Source organism: Bacillus sp. NTK071 (assembly GCF_017303315.1).
Classification (GTDB): Bacteria; Bacillota; Bacilli; order Bacillales; family Guptibacillaceae; genus Guptibacillus.
This window is the reverse complement of sequence record NZ_JAFKOI010000001.1, coordinates 109749-127312: the sequence shown is the minus strand read 5'-3', so window position 1 is coordinate 127312 and position 17564 is coordinate 109749. Positions and strand designations below refer to the sequence as shown.

At 39.2% G+C, this 17564-nt stretch carries 19 protein-coding genes; 7 read left to right on the top strand and 12 right to left on the bottom strand.

Going from position 1 to position 17564, the window contains the following annotated elements:
* Positions 1 to 21 precede the first annotated feature (21 nt).
* The 4 genes from fabI to mgtE form a co-directional block, all read right to left on the bottom strand.
* The gene (gene fabI / locus JI666_RS00655; protein WP_206887811.1) at positions 22 to 798 is read right to left on the bottom strand and encodes an enoyl-ACP reductase FabI; all 777 of its coding nucleotides are present in this window, start codon (positions 796 to 798) and stop codon (positions 22 to 24) included.
* A gap of 85 nt (positions 799 to 883) precedes the next feature.
* On the bottom strand, positions 884 to 1036 hold the full coding sequence (locus JI666_RS00650; RefSeq protein WP_169525158.1) for a hypothetical protein: 153 nt from the start codon (positions 1034 to 1036) through the stop codon (positions 884 to 886).
* A 130-nt stretch (positions 1037 to 1166) separates the two neighbouring features.
* On the bottom strand, positions 1167 to 3014 hold the full coding sequence (locus JI666_RS00645) for a monovalent cation:proton antiporter family protein (RefSeq protein WP_206887808.1): 1848 nt from the start codon (positions 3012 to 3014) through the stop codon (positions 1167 to 1169).
* Positions 3015 to 3047: 33 nt separating this feature from the next.
* Positions 3048 to 4409, bottom strand: a complete 1362-nt coding sequence (gene mgtE / locus JI666_RS00640; protein WP_206887805.1) for a magnesium transporter — start codon at positions 4407 to 4409, stop codon at positions 3048 to 3050.
* Between the two features lie 271 nt (positions 4410 to 4680).
* Here mgtE and JI666_RS00635 point away from each other — a divergent pair, with 271 nt between their 5' ends.
* On the top strand, positions 4681 to 5865 hold the full coding sequence (locus JI666_RS00635; RefSeq protein WP_206887802.1) for an FtsW/RodA/SpoVE family cell cycle protein: 1185 nt from the start codon (positions 4681 to 4683) through the stop codon (positions 5863 to 5865).
* A 222-nt stretch (positions 5866 to 6087) separates the two neighbouring features.
* Positions 6088 to 6822 carry a bis(5'-nucleosyl)-tetraphosphatase PrpE gene (gene prpE / locus JI666_RS00630; RefSeq protein WP_206887799.1) on the top strand — a complete coding sequence of 245 codons (735 nt, stop codon included), beginning with the start codon at positions 6088 to 6090 and terminating at the stop codon, positions 6820 to 6822.
* Here prpE and JI666_RS00625 read toward each other — a convergent pair.
* The 4 genes from JI666_RS00625 to JI666_RS00610 all read right to left on the bottom strand — a co-directional run bounded on the left by JI666_RS00625 (position 6806) and on the right by JI666_RS00610 (position 9668).
* Entirely contained in the window at positions 6806 to 7696 is an 891-nt protein-coding gene (locus JI666_RS00625; RefSeq protein WP_206887796.1) for an RluA family pseudouridine synthase, read from the bottom strand. The two genes, prpE and JI666_RS00625, sit on opposite strands and share 17 nt — an antisense overlap.
* Positions 7697 to 7799: 103 nt before the next feature.
* Entirely contained in the window at positions 7800 to 8600 is an 801-nt protein-coding gene (locus tag JI666_RS00620) for an NAD kinase (protein WP_206887794.1), read from the bottom strand.
* A 19-nt stretch (positions 8601 to 8619) separates the two neighbouring features.
* Entirely contained in the window at positions 8620 to 9264 is a 645-nt protein-coding gene (gene yjbM, locus JI666_RS00615) for a GTP diphosphokinase (protein WP_206887792.1), read from the bottom strand.
* Positions 9265 to 9287: 23 nt separating this feature from the next.
* The gene (locus JI666_RS00610; RefSeq protein WP_206887790.1) at positions 9288 to 9668 is read right to left on the bottom strand and encodes a UPF0738 family protein; all 381 of its coding nucleotides are present in this window, start codon (positions 9666 to 9668) and stop codon (positions 9288 to 9290) included.
* A gap of 141 nt (positions 9669 to 9809) precedes the next feature.
* Between JI666_RS00610 and JI666_RS00605 the strand changes: the two genes are divergently transcribed.
* The 4 genes from JI666_RS00605 to JI666_RS00590 all read left to right on the top strand — a co-directional run bounded on the left by JI666_RS00605 (position 9810) and on the right by JI666_RS00590 (position 12137).
* Positions 9810 to 10388 carry a CYTH domain-containing protein gene (locus JI666_RS00605; RefSeq protein ID WP_206887788.1) on the top strand — a complete coding sequence of 193 codons (579 nt, stop codon included), beginning with the start codon at positions 9810 to 9812 and terminating at the stop codon, positions 10386 to 10388.
* Positions 10389 to 10505: 117 nt separating this feature from the next.
* Positions 10506 to 10904, top strand: a complete 399-nt coding sequence (locus tag JI666_RS00600) for a globin domain-containing protein (RefSeq protein WP_206887787.1) — start codon at positions 10506 to 10508, stop codon at positions 10902 to 10904.
* Between the two features lie 92 nt (positions 10905 to 10996).
* Positions 10997 to 11821, top strand: a complete 825-nt coding sequence (locus tag JI666_RS00595; protein WP_349769295.1) for a ClpXP adapter SpxH family protein — start codon at positions 10997 to 10999, stop codon at positions 11819 to 11821.
* A 136-nt stretch (positions 11822 to 11957) separates the two neighbouring features.
* Positions 11958 to 12137, top strand: coding sequence for a hypothetical protein (locus tag JI666_RS00590; RefSeq protein ID WP_206887781.1), 180 nt, complete (start codon positions 11958 to 11960; stop codon positions 12135 to 12137).
* A gap of 34 nt (positions 12138 to 12171) precedes the next feature.
* On the opposite strand, the gene pepF is transcribed toward JI666_RS00590, so the two are convergent.
* The 3 genes from pepF to mecA form a co-directional block, all read right to left on the bottom strand.
* Positions 12172 to 13986, bottom strand: a complete 1815-nt coding sequence (gene pepF / locus JI666_RS00585) for an oligoendopeptidase F (RefSeq protein WP_206887777.1) — start codon at positions 13984 to 13986, stop codon at positions 12172 to 12174.
* A gap of 95 nt (positions 13987 to 14081) precedes the next feature.
* On the bottom strand, positions 14082 to 15260 hold the full coding sequence (locus JI666_RS00580) for a competence protein CoiA (protein WP_206887774.1): 1179 nt from the start codon (positions 15258 to 15260) through the stop codon (positions 14082 to 14084).
* 179 nt (positions 15261 to 15439) lie between these two features.
* Positions 15440 to 16123, bottom strand: coding sequence for an adaptor protein MecA (gene mecA, locus JI666_RS00575; RefSeq protein WP_206887769.1), 684 nt, complete (start codon positions 16121 to 16123; stop codon positions 15440 to 15442).
* Between the two features lie 267 nt (positions 16124 to 16390).
* Between mecA and JI666_RS00570 the strand changes: the two genes are divergently transcribed.
* The gene (locus JI666_RS00570; RefSeq protein WP_286170524.1) at positions 16391 to 17068 is read left to right on the top strand and encodes a TerC family protein; all 678 of its coding nucleotides are present in this window, start codon (positions 16391 to 16393) and stop codon (positions 17066 to 17068) included.
* Positions 17069 to 17118: 50 nt separating this feature from the next.
* Here the strand turns inward: JI666_RS00570 and spxA are convergent, their stop codons facing one another.
* Positions 17119 to 17514 carry a transcriptional regulator SpxA gene (gene spxA, locus JI666_RS00565; protein WP_136945742.1) on the bottom strand — a complete coding sequence of 132 codons (396 nt, stop codon included), beginning with the start codon at positions 17512 to 17514 and terminating at the stop codon, positions 17119 to 17121.
* Between the last annotated feature and the right edge of the window lie 50 nt (positions 17515 to 17564).

Sequence of the window (17564 nt, the reverse complement as noted above, 5' to 3'; positions counted from 1 at the left end):
GCTGAAACATGGTCTTCTTTATTACGTTGCAATAATGTTATATCCACTATCTACGTGAATCATCTCTCCAGTAATTCCACCAGAAAGATCACTCATTAAGAATAACGCTGTATTTCCTACATCTTCTTTCGTCACAGTACGACGCATTGGAGACTTTTCTTCAATCTCTTTAATAACAGAGTTGAAATCACCAATTCCTTTTGCTGCAAGCGTTCTGATTGGCCCTGCAGAGATTGCGTTAACGCGGATGTTATCTTTACCTAAATCGTTAGCAAGGTATTTAACACTTGCGTCAAGAGAAGCTTTCGCTACGCCCATCACGTTATAGTTATTCACGACGCGCTCGCCACCGAGGTAAGTCATTGTAAGAATGCTTCCTCCTTCAGACATAAGTGGACGTGCAGCTTTGGAAACAGCTGTTAGGGAATAAGAGCTGATGTTGTGCGCAAGCATGAACCCTTCACGTGTTGTTTCCAGGTACTCACCTTTAAGTTCTTCTGTTTTAGCGAATGCGATACAGTGAGCTAGCCCATGAATCACACCAACTTCTTCTTTGATCTGATTAAATGTTGCATCGATCTCTTCGTCGTTTGTAATGTCACACGGCAAAATGACCGAATCATCACGATCGAGTGTCGCTGCAAGGTCTCGAACATTCTTCTCAAGACGCTCCCCTGCGTAAGTAAAGATTAATCGTGCACCAGCACTGCTAAGCGCCTGCGCAATTCCCCAGGCAATGCTTCGTTTGTTGGCAACGCCCATTACAACATATGTACGGTTTTCTAGAGACAGGTTCATATCCATGCTCCTCCTCGAATTTATTATTAGTTATTAGCACCACGTGCTAATTATAACATGCTTTACGTACCGTATGTGGATTTCATTATCCCTTACTCGTTTGAATATTACGTTTCTCATGTCCGCAGGATGGACATTCAAATATGACATTTTGATTCGACTGGGCTGTAATCGTCTCTTCCAAAGTAAATTGTTTATGGCATTCTGGACAAATGACTTGTGGTGTTTCGTTAATCATCCGCACACTTCCTCTCTTCTCTTATGATATGAAGTATCACCTTCATCCCTCTCATTATTCATTTAGAGGTGTTCAATCGTGTAAATAACAAAGACCTCCCTTACTTAATTTGTAAGGGAGGTCTCTTTCGCTAGTAGCTCAGAAGCGTACGAACTTCTTCAACACTCTCACTACTACCTGTCACAATCAATCTGTCACCTATGCGAAGCTCAGTATCTCCATGTGGAACGATCGAGTCTTTGCCACGGAAAATGCGGACAATGATCGTATCACCGAGATATGGAAAGCTTCTTAACGGCACACCGTTGTATTCAACATTGTTCATATTGATTTGATAAAGGGCATTCTCTTCTCTTGTAAAGATATTAACCACACCTGGTGATTCAATAAGAGCTTTTAACAAAGCTTTCGTTGAGAAGAACACTGAGAAAACATCAATATTAAGTTCGCGGAGCTGATCTGCAATTTCAGTTAATTCAATTCGCGCAATCACTCGTTCAGTACCGTACTCTTTTGCAAATACCGCGATATCGGAATTCGTCTCATCGTCACCTGATGATATAAGTAGGATATCTGCATCAAACACTTCGCTCTTCTTAAGAGTGTCTATGCTGTAATCCGATAATTCCGTAACGCTAAAGTGGCTACTTTGCTTCTCAGAATCAACTTTTTCTTGTTTTGTATGGTAAATCGACGTTTCATAGTTGGCCGGATTTAATTCAAGGGAAATCGGAAGCGTAATTTGATTCGCTCCAATTATAGCAAGCTTCTTTGCGTGCGAACGCTCTTCAGGCTTCGGCATGATTTTCTTAAACAAAATCGGTCCGAGAATACAACTAATGATGGCAACTAGAATGAGTGCTGATGAGAACTGATCATCAATAATATCAATACGTTCACCGATCTCAGCTGCTGCAATAACGAGCGATAAGGTTGAAGTAAGCAATAAACCTGAACCTAACACCGTTTTTGTACCATACCATTTTTTGAGAACCACAACTGGTACAAGCTTTGATACGAATAATGCAATTAGTAGCATCGGAATGAGAACAAGTACTTTCGGTTCCTTAAATAGGGACCATATATCAAGCTCCACACCAACCATAACAAAGAAAATTGGAATCAAAAAACCATATCCAAATGAATCAAGCTTCTGAACAAGCTCTGTATTCGGTGAGAGAAGGGATACGAGTGCACCTGCAAGGAAGGCACCTAAGATATTTTCGGCCCCAACTGTTTCAGATATACCGACTAGTACAATAATTAACGTGAAAACGGCTCTTGTACCAATTTGAATGGTACCTTTAGACATCGTTTCAATAAATGAGAGGTGTCTGAAATAGGCTCCAAGGAAATACAGTAAAATCCCCGCTCCAAATAGGATAAGAAGCAGCCACATATTGCCTTCCCCGCCTGAATTTAATGAGACGAAGATCGCAAGTAGGATCATTGTGGCGAGGTCAGCGATTACAGCAATTAGAAGAATCGTTTGACCTATACTCGTTTTCATTATATTTGCATCTTTTAGCGTTGGTACAACGACACCTAATGAAATGGTTGAAATAATCAACGTCATGAAGAAGGCATTATCAGTGTAACCAAGCACGACAAAAAGGAGCGATAGTGCATAGGACACAATAAATACGAGTAGAAAAACAATGAATGAAACAAAAACACGGTTTGGTTCTAACTTACCACTCGGAAGCTTTACTTTTTTCTTTTTACTCGCAAAAACAGTAAAGTCAATTTCCAGTCCACTCAAAAACATGAGAAAGATAAATCCAAGTGTCGACAGCGTATCGAGCCATGTATCTCCTTGAACAAGGTTTAAACCACTTTGTCCGATAAAGATACCAGCGATAATTTCTGCGACTACTACCGGTAGGAAATTTAGTCTAAAACGATGTAAAATGAACGGTATGAGAAATGCGATAACAACTACGATAACTAGTGATGATACGGATGCACCGTGTTCCATGTCTTTCCTCCTTCAAAACGACTGCATTGCTACCTACACGAGGTGGCTCATAAATGCTGTCGCCATTCCAAAATAAATAAGAATACTTATAATATCGTTAATCGTGGTTATAAACGGACCTGAAGCCACTGCAGGGTCTATATTTAACTTATGCATTAGGAGTGGCACAAGAGCACCTGCCAGAGTTGCGACAATCAATGTACATAATAACGAAAATCCAACAAGCATGCCAAGGAAAAAGGTTCCCTTCCACAAAAAGATAATAATTGTAACGAGAACGCCACACGTTGCACCGGTTATTAATCCAGTGCCAGCTTCTCTTAAAATTAATGCCCACTTGCTATTTTCCTCATAGTCACCAGTTGCAATTCCTCTTACAACTACGGCTAACGCCTGAGTCCCTGTATTTCCAGCCATACCTGCAATTAACGGAATAAAAACGGCTAACAAAGCCACTTTATCAAGCGTTGCTTCAAATTGCCCAATCAAGCTCGCTGTCATCATACCAAGGAACAACAATATGATGAGCCATGGTAATCTCTTTCTTGCAGATGAAAAAGGGTTACGATCAAGCGTCCCATCGTCTGAAATTGCCGCGAGTTTAGAGTAGTCCTCAGAAGCTTCTTCTTCAATTACGTCGACAATATCATCATGTGTAATGATACCTAACAAGTGATTCTGGAAATCAAGAACTGGTAATGCAAGAAAATCGTAGTCTCTCATTATCCTTGCTGCCTCTTCCTGGTCTTCTCCAACAGAGACGGAGACAACGCGTTCGTTCATGATGTCTTCAATCAATGTATCTTCCTCTGCAATAATTAAATCTCTAAGAGAAATGACGCCGACGAGCCTTTTTTGCTGATCAAGTACGAATATATAATAGATGGTCTCAGCTTCCGGAGCTTCCTGCCTTAGAATTTGCATCGCGCGCTTCACAGTCTGGTGGGCTCTGATGGCTACAAATTCAGTAGTCATAATACTTCCGGCTGTTTTCTCCTCATAATGAAGCAGTTCTTTAATTTCATCAGCTGCATCATCATCCATAATCGTGAGGTAGCTTGCAATTTGCTCGGGATTTAATTCATTTAAAACGTCAACTGCATCATCCGCGTACATTTCAGCAAGCATCTTGGCTGCATAAGTAGGTTCCATTTCTGATATATATTCTTCCTGCTCCTCAATGTCGAAGTTCTGGAAGATCTCAGCCATTTCTCTCGGTGATAAATAGGTGTACACAAGTAGTCTGATCTCTTCAGATACGGTAAGAAAGAATTGTGACTGTTCATATGGATGGATATCGAGAAACAACTCTCGAAATGAATCAATTCTTTCTTGTTCTAAGTGATGTATTAATGCATCGTACAAAGCTTGAGTTTCTTGCTCCTGGTAAGCCACTCTGCACACCTCCCTGATGTTTTTTAAACAAAGTGATCATAAATGCTCAAATATAGCTATTTCATTTCTCTTAATAGTTCGATAAACTTCCCTTAAGGTAGTCAAATCAGTTCTTTAATGAGTCAATAAAGTAAAATTACCTTCCTATCTTAGTCGGTGTGTAGTTATTTTGTCAAAAATAAATACAGTAACCGATTTGCAAACGGAAGGATTTCAGATAAGATAGGGAATGTGATGGCCAGTAACGCTTTTCTTTAGAAAGGATTATATCATGAACAATGACAATCAAACACCATGGCAACAAATAGATTTCACTCTATTGTTCTTTGTATTTCTTCTGATGTGTATCAGCACTGTCGCAATCTATAGTGCACAAGCTTCACTTCCAGGAGAGTTAAAAAACTTTAATTTCGCAGGAAGACAGTTAACCTGGTATTTCATTGGGGCATTTGTTCTTTCTCTTACGCTCGTTATCGATTTCGATCGCTTTAAACAGCTATCATGGTACTTATATGGATTTGGTGTCTTTCTTCTCATCCTTCTTGCCATAATGCCGGAATACATAGGGAGCTATCAAATCGCTCCTGTGACAAACGGGGCAAAAAGCTGGTTTGTCCTTCCTGGTCTAGGTAGCGTTCAACCTTCAGAATTTATGAAGATTTTCTTGATTATCACCATTGCTTCGACAAGTGTGAATCATCATGAAAAACACCAAACCAAAACGATCCAAACGGATTTGATTCTACTAGCAAAAATTTTTGGTATAGCGGCACTTCCGCTGCTCATTGTAATGGCTCAACCAGACCTTGGAACAGCAATGGTATTTACGGCCATTGTGGTTAGTATCACTCTCGTTTCAGGTGTTCGTTGGCGGTTACTCTCACTCCTAAGCTTACTAGGAGTTGCAGGCATAGCAACATTCGTCTTTATCTTTTTCAAGTTTCCTGCTTTCTTTAAAGAACATCTTCTCGATGACTATCAGCTCGCCCGATTCTACGGCTGGCTTGCACCTGAAGAATATGCAGATGCAGGATATCAGGCAACAAAAGCAATCCTCGCTATAGGATCTGGGAAATTAGAAGGAAAAGGTTATTCTGATGGAACAGTCTATTTCCCTGAAGCGCACACAGATTTTATTTTTGCGGTTATTGGAGAAGAGTTCGGGTTTATTGGCGCAAGTATTACGATTTCAATCTTCTTCCTTCTCGTTTACCGAATGATTCATACAGCTCTTGAAAGCAATGAGTCTTTTGGAAGCTACCTATGTGCTGGTGTAATTGGGATGCTAACATTTCAGGTGTTTCAGAACATCGGTATGACAATACGTATCCTTCCGATTACTGGAATACCACTTCCATTCGTAAGCTATGGAGGAAGTGCTCTACTAACCTATATGATTGCTGTCGGGCTCGTGTTAAACGTTCGCTCACGTACCAAGACATATATGTTCGAATAACCTGCCTCTGGCAGGTTATTTATTTATTCTGAAGGCTATGCTAGCTTCCATTGTTGATTTCTCGATTTTTGACTCATTCGAGTGAAACCTTAAACCTTAGTTTCACTCATTAACATAGCCATTCTATAATTAATAATTCCGATGATACTTTCTACTCAATAAGGGAAAAGATAAAAATAACGTATAGTCGACCAGCGCACGAAGATAAAGGAGGACATTCCATTGTTTGATATTATTGGGGATATTCACGGTTGTTTTGATGAAATGGTCTCTCTAACAGAGCGTCTTGATTACGAATGGACGAATGGAATACCTATTCATCCATTCGGAAGAAAGCTTGTCTTTCTAGGTGACTTAACGGATCGTGGACCAGACTCTATCTCCGTTCTGAAAGTTGTATTCGAACTCGTGAAAACCAAGCAGGCTTATTACTGCCCAGGAAACCATTGTAATAAATTGTACAGGTATATGCTTGGCAGGAACGTGCAACAAAAGCATGGCCTAGAAACAACAGTAGCTGAATTAAATAGTGTTAATCATCCTGAAAGAGATGCCATTTATAAAAGCTTTATCTCCCTATATGAATGCGCACCACTATATTTGTCCCTTGATGATGGGAATTTAATCGTAGCTCATGCGGGCATTCCCGAGCACTATATAGGTGATACAGATAAAAAAGTTAAAACGTTTGTTTTATACGGAGATATCACAGGTGAATCTCACCCAAATGGCATGCCTGTACGAAGAGATTGGGCTACGAATTATAAAGGTGCCTCAATGATCGTATACGGTCACACGCCAGTTCTAGAACCGAGATGGGTTAACCACACTGTTAACATAGATACAGGTTGCGTATTCGGTGGTAAGCTCACTGCTATTAGCTACCCAGAGTTGAAAACAACTTCGGTTTCTTCTTCGATGCCTCTTGTAAAAGAAAAGTTCACCTCTTTTGAATAAGCTTCTTCATATCTTCTGGAAGATCTGCTTCAAATGTAAGATTTCTTTCAAGAAAAGGATGATAAAATTCAAGCTTCGCACTATGCAGAGCTTGTCTTAAGATGAGCTCGTTTGTCCCTCCGTACAAATCATCCCCCAGAAGAGCATGTCCAATTGAAGCCATATGGACACGGATTTGGTGCGTTCTTCCCGTTTGTAAGGATAACTCGAGTAAAGAATAAGTTTCATCACTTTCTATCACGTTGTACTCCGTAACAGCATGTTGACCATCAGATCGAACAGTTCGTTCAATGATACTCCCTTCACGTCGACCAATTGGAGCATTAACCTTACCATTACCATGCAAACCACCATGAACAAAGGCAAGATACATCCGTTTCATTTCTTTAGTGCGCTGCTGCTTTGACAGTAGATCATGAGCGAATCGGTGCTTTGCAAATAACACTAAACCTGAAGTATCACGATCGAGCCGATTTACAGCATGAATTGTGCGATTTAGCTTCATTTTCTTATAATAGTAAAGCACTGCCTGGGCAAGAGAACCAACTGAATGCCGTGAAGGAATTGTTGGCAGGTTCGCTTCCTTATTCACTAACAGGAAATGCTCATCTTCATAAATGATGTGAAGTGGTAAATCCATAGGTGTCATACTTTCACTTATCTCTTCTTCAGGAAACGTAATTTCGACGTTATCACCATCGTGTAATACGGTACGCACATTACAACTAACCCCATTCACACATATGCGCCCGCCTTTAAATTTAATATCCGTCAGCATACTTCTAGAAAGGGATTTTCCTTGTAAAAGAAACTCTCTTACAAGCATCCCCTCCTCTTCTTGTTTTACAATCCATTTCATCATGAAAGATGACATCCAACTCCGCCCTTTCGATTCCTAATTATAGCTAGAGAACATCCTATAAGTAACCTCAAACAAAAAACAGTACAGTTCATCCAGTGAACAGTACTGCTTACAATTAATATTCTTCGTCCACGAAAGACTCTTTTACTCTCTTCCAGAATGGAAACGGTCGAAAACGAGCGAATCTCACTTTCTCTTCTGCCACTCGGTATTGAATTGATTTTACATCTTTTTGCAACAAGAATAAGTGATCGATTGTAATTTGAAAGTCAACATCGTTCACTGGTCGAAGCAAGCACGTATGATGCTGTGGTAGCACAAGCGGTGAGCCGACAGTTCGAAAGACACGGTTATTAATCGATGCCATTTCAGAAAGCTGAATGGATGGAAGAGCTGGATGAATAATCGCTCCTCCGAGCGCCTTGTTGTACGCAGTACTTCCAGATGGTGTCGAGATACATAGTCCGTCTCCTCTGAACGTTTCAAATAAATCACCTTTGATCTCCACATTCATCACGAGAGAGCCTTCTACACTTTTTACTGTGCATTCATTTAAAGCAAGATACCGATTTTCTTTAGCGCTATTCAGATAGCGAACTGTCACTTCTAGTAATGGATACTCTACAATTTGAAATGGTGTTCTAGCAATGTGAATAACAAGCTTTTCTACTTCTTCCGGTGTCCAATCAGCATAGAAACCAAGATGCCCAGTATGTACACCAACAAATGCCGTTTCAGCAAGTCGATCCTGATAATGGTGGAAGGCGTGAAGGAGCGTACCATCTCCACCTACTGAAATCACAATATCCGGCTCTGCTTCATCATATACTAGGTCGAAATCACGTAAGTAATTTTTAATGCGCTGCTGAAGCTGATTGGAAGTTTGATCCCCTTTTGACTTAACTGCAAATTTCAATTTAGGCACCTCGTCTATTTTAGTTTTCAGCTTTCTTTCTTTCATTTTCCTTCTTTTGCATAAAAACTTTCTGAGCTTCCTTAATTTCACCACGAATTTCGGACATCTCATCATCAAGTTTCGAGGCAGCAATCGCTGCTCGCTGAAGTCTCTTTTGAACCTCTTCAGGAATTTTCTTATTGTACTTATAGTTAAGAGAATGCTCAATCGTTGCCCAGAAATTCATTGCGAGCGTCCTGATCTGAATTTCTACAAGTAGAATTTGTTCACCTTGAATGGTTTGTACAGGGTATTGAACTACTACGTGATATGAACGGTATCCACTTACCTTCTGATTGGTCACATAATCACGTTCTTCTACAATATCGAAGTCTTTCCGCCCACGAAGGTGATGAATGACTTTGTTAATATCTTCAACAAACTGACACATCACTCGTACGCCCGCAATATCATGCATTTCCTCTTGTAGCCTGTCCATTGAAATTTGTTTCCTTTTTGCCTTATCAAGTATGCTTGGAATCGGCTTTACTCGTCCTGTAACGAATTCGACTGGCGAATGATCATCAGCTTTTTCAAACTGTTCGCGGATTCCTTTCAGTTTCACTTTCAACTCGTTTACAGCCTGTTTATAAGGTGCTAAAAATTCTTCCCAATTTTTTCTCATCCAACCACCACCGACGATATCTATTATGAGGCTGTTAGAAATACTTTCTCAACAGCTTGATTCATCTCTTCTCCATAATTGGAGTTATCTTTTATATTCTCAACTAAATACGATAGTTCCTCTTTCATTTCAATAAGTTCCAGAGAATTCCCACCTTCTGAAGTAGCAATTACTTTTAGATCATTGATTAGAATATTGTTAAGCATTGGCCAAACTTCTTCCTGAAAACGTATATAAGAATAGCCTTCTCCTCCGTCAAGCAAATAAACGAATGATAACGAATCTGAATCCACCAACATATTTCCTGTTGCTGTATATGTAGTCAAATCGACTTCCTCATTTAGATTAAAAGTTAGCATTTGATCTGTTAATTCCCCTGATATAATGTAGTATTGTTCTGACACAATGACCTCTCCCCTCTCTTTATATCCATTATGTATTCTATACTAGTTTATCACACTGCACGGGGGGATTTCATCGTTGTTGTCCTGAATACGCACATATGCCATAATTCTCTTATGATTACGCGAATGGAGGATTTAGAGATGTCACAGGAAGTTGAAATCGAATTTAAAAATATGTTGACGCAAGAAGAATACGATACATTATTATCCGCTTATGAACTAGGAAAAGAAGATATTAAAACCCAAACGAATGACTATTTCGATACGAAAGAGTTTCTTTTACGTGAAAAAGGAGCTGCACTCAGAGTCAGAAGTAAGAATCATACACTTTTTCTAACGCTTAAAGAACCAGCAAGTGATGGGTTACTCGAGACACACCAATCCATTACACAAGATACATTTGATTTCATTAAGTCCAAAGGACAACTGCCTGAAGGAGAAGTTCAAGATCAGCTTCATAACCTTGGTGTTCATTCTGAACTATTACACCTTGGCAGTTTAACAACACATCGCGCTGAACGAACCATTGAATCAGGACTACTTGTTCTTGATCGTAGTGAGTACCTCGATAGGGAAGATTTCGAGCTTGAGTTCGAAGTAACTAAATATGAAGAAGGAAAGCGTGCCTTCCACAACCTACTAAAGCAACATCATATTAAAGAACGCAACGCTAAAAACAAAATTCTTCGTTTCTTTCTCGCATCACAAGAACAGGGCTAAAACAGCTCTGTTCTTTTTGTTTACCAATCATTTCAAATCGGATTATTTGCTGTTACGTAGGGAGGTTGCTAAAATGAACATGAAATAAGGTTTTACTTTCCAAAGGGGAAAAGTACTATGAAGCAAAACATGTATGATCATCTAGGCGGGTCACAGAAGTTAGAACAACTCGTGACTGCTTTTTATAATCGCGTTTCACAACATCCCGAATTGAAAACAATTTTTCCAGATGATTTAACTGAAACGGCAAGAAAACAAACTCAATTCCTAACCCAATTTCTTGGAGGACCTTCTCTATATTCTGAAGAACATGGGCATCCTATGTTAAGAGCCAGACATCTTCCATTCGAAATTACACCTAGTAGAGCAACCGCTTGGCTTGCGTGTATGCAAGAAGCAATGGATGAGGTGGAATTAGACAAAGAACTAAAAGAACATCTACTAACAAGATTGACGTTCACTGCCCATCATATGGTTAACACTAGTGATCGGGAAGAGAAAGGAGAATCGAATTGACACCGAATGTAGTTGGTTCCTATTGCGATTCTTACAATCCAAATGGACAAACCGATTCAGCCTGTTCGGCTCCATCTCAAAAGGGCAAGCCTATCGAAATTTATTCATTTATTGATCCGCTCTGTCCTGACTGCTGGGGGCTCGAACCCATTATAAAAAAATTACATCTAGAATATGGACATACTTTCCGCTTAAGGCATTTAGCTGGTGGAAATATTCAAACCTTTAATTCCTTTAAAAGAAAGAATGAAGGAATTAAGACTCACGCAGACGTTGCACAGCGTTGGGAACGCACTGCCAGTCGCTCTGGCATGTCCTGTGACGGTGATTTATGGTATGAAGACCCTATGGACACCCCTTATATCGCTTCGATCGCCATTAAGGCTGCTGAGCTTCAGGGAAAGCTTCCAGGTTTTCATTATCTCAGAAAAATGCGAGAGCTACTCTTTATCCAAAAACAAAACATGACAAAGGAAGAAAACCTTATTCAAGCTGCAAGAGAAACAGGTCTTGATGTAGATGAATTCAAAAAGGACCTTCATTCCCAAGCAGCTGTCAAAGCACTACAATGTGATTTAAAAATTTCCACTGAGATGGAAGTTCAAGAACTTCCTACACTCGTCTTCTTTAATGAAAATATTGAAGAAGAAGGTCTTAAAATTACAGGTGTTTATGATTATGAAGTATATGTTCGAATTCTTACCGAAATGTTGAAAACAAAGCCAGAACCTAAACCACTCCCTTCACTTGAGGAGTTCATGAATCTCTATCACTTCGTGGCAACAAAAGAAGTTGCTGTTGTCTATGATTTAACTTGTGAAGAAGCAGATGCAGAAATGAAAAAACTTGCTCTCAAACAAAAGGTAGAAAAAGTACCTGTTAAACACGGTTGTTTCTGGCGTACGATTAATGTATAACGTAATATATGACAGAAAGGGGAACGGAATTTCTTATTCCGTTCCCCTTTCTGTATGTAACGATTGTCAGTCCTCTAACCTCTAACGGTCTACACGAAAAAAAATCTTCATACGTTTAAGAGGAGGAGGTAATAATATGCCACGAATCTTATTATTGCTAGGTGTTGCCTTTGTTGCTGTTAGTTTCATTCTCTTCATCATGAGCCTTCTTAAATTTATCCCGACAATCGTTGGAGCGGCTCTATTGTTTATTTCCATTCTGTTTACCGTTAGTCTATTTAATACAAGACATCAATTTCGCGGGTTTGATCAATAGAAATGCCTTCTCCGTAGTGGAGAAGGCATTTGTTTTATTCAAATAGAAGACTTTCCATTTCATCAAGAATGGACTCAAACACATCAAGCGCATCGCTAACTGGCTTTGATGACGTCATATCGACTCCAGCTTTCTTCAACACTTCAATTGGATAATCTGAGCTTCCAGCCTTCAAGAAGTCAATATAGCGTTTCACTGCTTCGTCTCCCTCTTCAAGAATCTGGTTGGAAAGAGATGCAGCTGCACTAAAACCAGTTGCATATTGAAAGACATAATAGTTGTAATAGAAATGAGGGATCCGAGCCCATTCAATGCCAATTTCCTCATCAATCACAAGATCTTCACCGAAATACTTTTTATTCAAATCATAATAAATAGATGAAAGAAGATCTGGCGTTAGAGGTTCTCCGTTTTGTGCCTTTTTATGAATAGCATGTTCAAACTCTGCAAACATTGTCTGTCTGAATACAGTACCACGGAATCCTTCAAGATAATGATTTAACAAATATAGCTTTTCTTTTTTATCACTTGTATTCTCAAGTAAGTAATGGTTAAGAAGTGATTCATTCGTCGTAGATGCTACTTCTGCAACGAAGATTGAATAATTCGCATAAGGATAGGGTTGGTTCTCTCTTGTATAATAGCTGTGGACAGAATGGCCGAACTCGTGTGCAAGCGTAAATAGATTATTCACGTTATCCTGCCAGTTCATTAAAATATATGGGCGTGTGCCAAATGTTCCAGATGAATAGGCGCCACTTCGCTTCCCTACATTCTCATGAATATCCACCCAACGATTTGAAAATCCTTCTTCAAGAATTTCTTGATACTCTTCACCAAGAGGAGTTAATCCTTTAAGAATGTAGTTCTTAGCTTCCTCATAGGAAACTTCCATCTTCACTTCAGGTACAAGTGGTGTATACAAGTCATACATATGAATTTCATCTAGGCCAAGTGCTTTTTTACGCAAGTTGACATAGCGATGAAGTAAATCTAAACGGCTATTAACGGTTTCAACAAGGTTGTCGTAAACATCCTCAGGAATATTGTTGTTATCGAGCGCAGCCTGTCTTGCAGAATCATAATGCCTCACATCTGCATTATAGTTATCGCGTTTCACCGTTCCACTCAATGTGCTCGCAAAGGTATTCTTAAATTTGTCGTATGTTTCATAGACAGCTTTAAATGCATCTTTACGAACCCTTCTGTCACTGCTTTCAAGAAAACGGATATAGCGCCCATGTGTCACTTCAACTTCTTCTCCGTTTTCATCCTTAATTGTCGGGAACTTCATATCAGCATTGTTAAGCATACCAAAGGTGTTGCTAGAACTATTTGTTACATCGCTCACCCCTGCTAGAATGGCCTCCTCTTCCTTTGAAAGAACATGAGGACGTTGGCGATTAATCTCATCAAGAGAATGAGCATAGAGTGATAATTCTTTCTTTTCCTTCAGAAATTCCTGTATCTTTTCTTCAGGGACACTTAGAATTTCTGGTACAACAAAGGCAAGTGCACTACTGACTTGTGTTGCTAAATTTGCAGCACGGTCATTCAAACCCTGATAGTGGGAATTTGTTGTATCCTGGTCGTAGCGCATGTGCGCATATGTATAAAGTTTTCCCAGTTTAATTGTGATTTCATCCTGCTTTTGTAAAGCATTGTATAAAGTGTCTGCTGATTCTCCAACTTTTTCTTTATATTGCTCCATTTCAGGTAACAGCGCTTTGATCTCTTTAAACTCTTCGTCCCACTTCTCATCATTTTCATAAATGGCTTCTAAATCCCAAGTATCTTCAACTGGAATATCATCACGTTTAGGCAATGCGTTTACTTTTTTCTCTTCCATCGGTAAGACACCTCCATCAAATAGTAACGTCACACTAGTTATCGTACCATATTCTACATATTATTCTTACAATTTCGCTCGACAATCCTTGCAATTCATTTGAGTCTTTTTAATATCGTGGAATCTACATCCTCACAACGATCAGTCACTCGGTTAATTTGTGGTTGGTAAAGCTTTTCATATCGTTCATTATCCCTTGCTTTTAATACTTTTAACCGGATTAATTGGTTAATGTAGCCTTTAAGTGCTAATGTCACATTTAAGCATTCATCTCCCACTGATTTCCTTACTCTTATTAAATTAATTGAAATGACTTGTTGAAAGGAGCGTAAGACCTGATCGAAGGTAAATTGATTTCCGAGGGGAATCGTTGACAAAAAACAAACAAGAATCCAGGTTTGCCATAGGTAAGGTGGGGTCTCAAGACTGTAGTTGTATGGTGAAGGAACACCTGCTTCACAGGGGAACATACGGATACTATGACCTTTAGAATAAAATAATTTACGAAGATAGAAATAAGCGAAAGATTTCTCACCATGAGGATTGTGCCGCCAAATATGTTTTTGCTTAAGCCAAATAATGTTATGGTCGATCGAATTTACTGGTGTAGGACGGTAGTATAGAAGTTGTGCAAGTGAGAGGTTAGATGTTGAATAATAGGAAGTGGAACAAACGGTTTTCGTAGGAGTTAAGCTATAGTAGATTGTTACGAAGGCAAATTTCTTTTGTTCTGGACAATAATAGATAAGTACTGGAGAGTCGTTTACAAAGTGGATAGCAGTCCATTCCATCGCACTAATTGAATGGATGTAACGGTACTTGCTTTTGAGTCGCTTTGCACCGAAAATCCAACGAACATCGTAACCTAATGAAACATAATCAGTCGTTCTTTTCTTAAGAATTCGCTCATCAATGGAAGAACACTGGTATTCAATTGCTATGCGTCTTGATGGTAGTAGAAGATCGGGGCGCTGTTTCGAAGGATTCAAGTAGTATTCCAATTCAACTTCAGGGTCATCTTTCTTTACCCATTCATAAAGCTGTCTTTTTCCCGATAAGTGATAATTAGATTCTGGCTCCCAGTAACCACCACATAAATCTTTGGCGTAATGAGAAAAATGCCATACTCTTTTTTCACCTAGTTTCATGACCACTCTTTCTTTACAAATAGGACAGAAATAATGAAGACTTCTCACCTTACGTAGATCCTTTAAGACATGAGTAGGATCTGCGAGATTAAAACGTGTTCCATCTTTCAATAACGCAGTAAGCATCACAACACCTCTCTTTCGTTAGTCCATAAATGACATTCTCCTTCTTCTTCTCAAATCCTTTTTTTCTAAAAAAAGAACTTGGTGTTTTTAAAAATCTTCTTCACTTTGATGTGTGAATTTTTAATACAGAACAAGCAAAAAAACAAAAAAAGCCGATTTCAAATGAAATCGGCTCAGGCTTATAAGAGTGGAAAGTGCCCGCGGAGTTGTTCAAGAGCTTGTTCAGAGAGAATCTCCTTACCGTATTCTTGTATGCGGTGAAGTGTGAGGTCTGTTTCATATCCAAATTCCAACAGCTGACTCAATCGGTTGTCTTGCTCTTCTTCTATTAATGATTCATCGAAGACAACGTGGAGATAATAACGGTCCTCAAAATGGTACAAGCCATTCTCAACACCAGTCGAGTCAAATCCGTGTGATAATGAAATCACATCTTCAAAGTCTCTAAATCCAATCATAAAGGAAAGCTCTTCTCCCTCAAGAGGTTCTGGCTCATCTTCGGGATCATAGCTATTTTGAAGTGCAAACTTTTCATCAAGAATCTTATCCATATTCTCATCAAGAGGAAGGTCTAGCTGCTTTTCTTCAGAGATTGGCAGTTCTAGTTTAGATCCGTCGTTTGACATTTGAGCACGAGTCACAATAATTTCAAGTCCCTTTTCAAGGGCTTGAACTTGTATCCAGAGAGGACCTTCAAGTGAGAATTGTTCTCTTTGATGAGCTTCATCCATCATCTCCCAGAATAACTCTTCCCCTCTTTCTCTGTCGTACCAAATCTCTTCACGATCAAATCCTCTATTTTCAATATCTCTATACGTAATGAAGAATTTTAATGTATTCGCGTTGACGCGTTCGATTTCCATGTGTACTCTCTCCCTCCTGTTTGTGTAACCGGAAGGCTATTCCCTCTGAGATACTCCTAATTTTCTCTTTCCCTTAAGCGACTGTCCTTAATCGCTTTTCTCTTGTAATACCATTCTATGATAAACCTTCTAAGAATGGAAATAAAAAATCGTTTGATTTTTTCACTCATATTAAACCATATACACGATATATTTATTTATGTGTATAGCTTGCCCCAAAGTGCTCCTGTCATGAGATTAAAAATTCGCTTTCCGGGAGTGGATTCCTTGTTTAATGTAGAAACCTTCACTTCGATTCTTTTTATTATCGGCATTGACATTGTGCTCGGTGGAGACAATGCCGTTGTCATTGCCCTTGCCTGTCGAAACCTTCCCGAATCACATCGCGGTAAAGCGATAATGATTGGAACAGCCCTCGCTGTTGGACTTAGAATAGCACTAACCATTGTAGCTGTCTATTTATTAATGCTCCCTTTCTTATTAATTGTAGGTAGTCTATTCCTGTTGTACATTTCCTTTAAACTTGTAATCGACAGCGAAAGTAGCGAAACGATCCATTCAAAATTTTCATTCTGGGGAGCTATTCGGACAATTGTACTTGCAGACCTAATAATGGGGCTTGATAATGTACTTGCTATTGCCGGAGCTTCAGAAGGAAGGCTACCACTTGTAGTCTTTGGGTTATTGATCTCTATCCCTATTATCGTATGGGGTAGTAGAATGATCATGCATGCTCTGGACCATTTTCCTGTCTTAATTTACATTGGTGCAGGTATTCTCGCAATAACGTCTGCAAGAATGTTAACTAGTGCACCTGAATTAAAATCGTTTTTCTATATCAACCCCTCAATGGAATGGCTCATTCAGTTCACATTCTTAATGATTGTCATTGTTGGGGGCTGGCTCGTTAGAAAATTGAAAGGAAATATTATTTATATCCAATAATGTCGTACGAAACAAAAAACTTCTACAGGAAATCCTGTAGAAGTTTTTAATTAGTTAACGAGACGCTGAGCCTCTTGAAGTTGAAATGTACGAACTTTGCGTGGTAGAAAACGACGAATTTCGTCTTCATTGTAACCAACCTGCAGTCGTTTTTCATCCAAAATGATTGGACGACGAAGCAATCCAGGATGCTCACTAATAAGCTCAAACAATTCTTGAAGAGATACTGAATCTAAATTCAAGTTCAATTCCTGGAATGTTTTCGAGCGAGTTGATATAATTTCATCTGTTCCATCCTCTGTCATTCGAAGAATCTCTTTAACTTCTTCAATTGTAAGAGGTTCTGAAAATATATTGCGCTCTGTAAATGGAATGTCGTGCTCCTGCAACCATGCTTTCGCTTTACGGCAAGATGTGCAACTTGGAGATGTATAGAGTGTTACCATAAGGAATTGCTCCTTTCTATAAATAAACGTCATTCTTACATTAGAAAAAT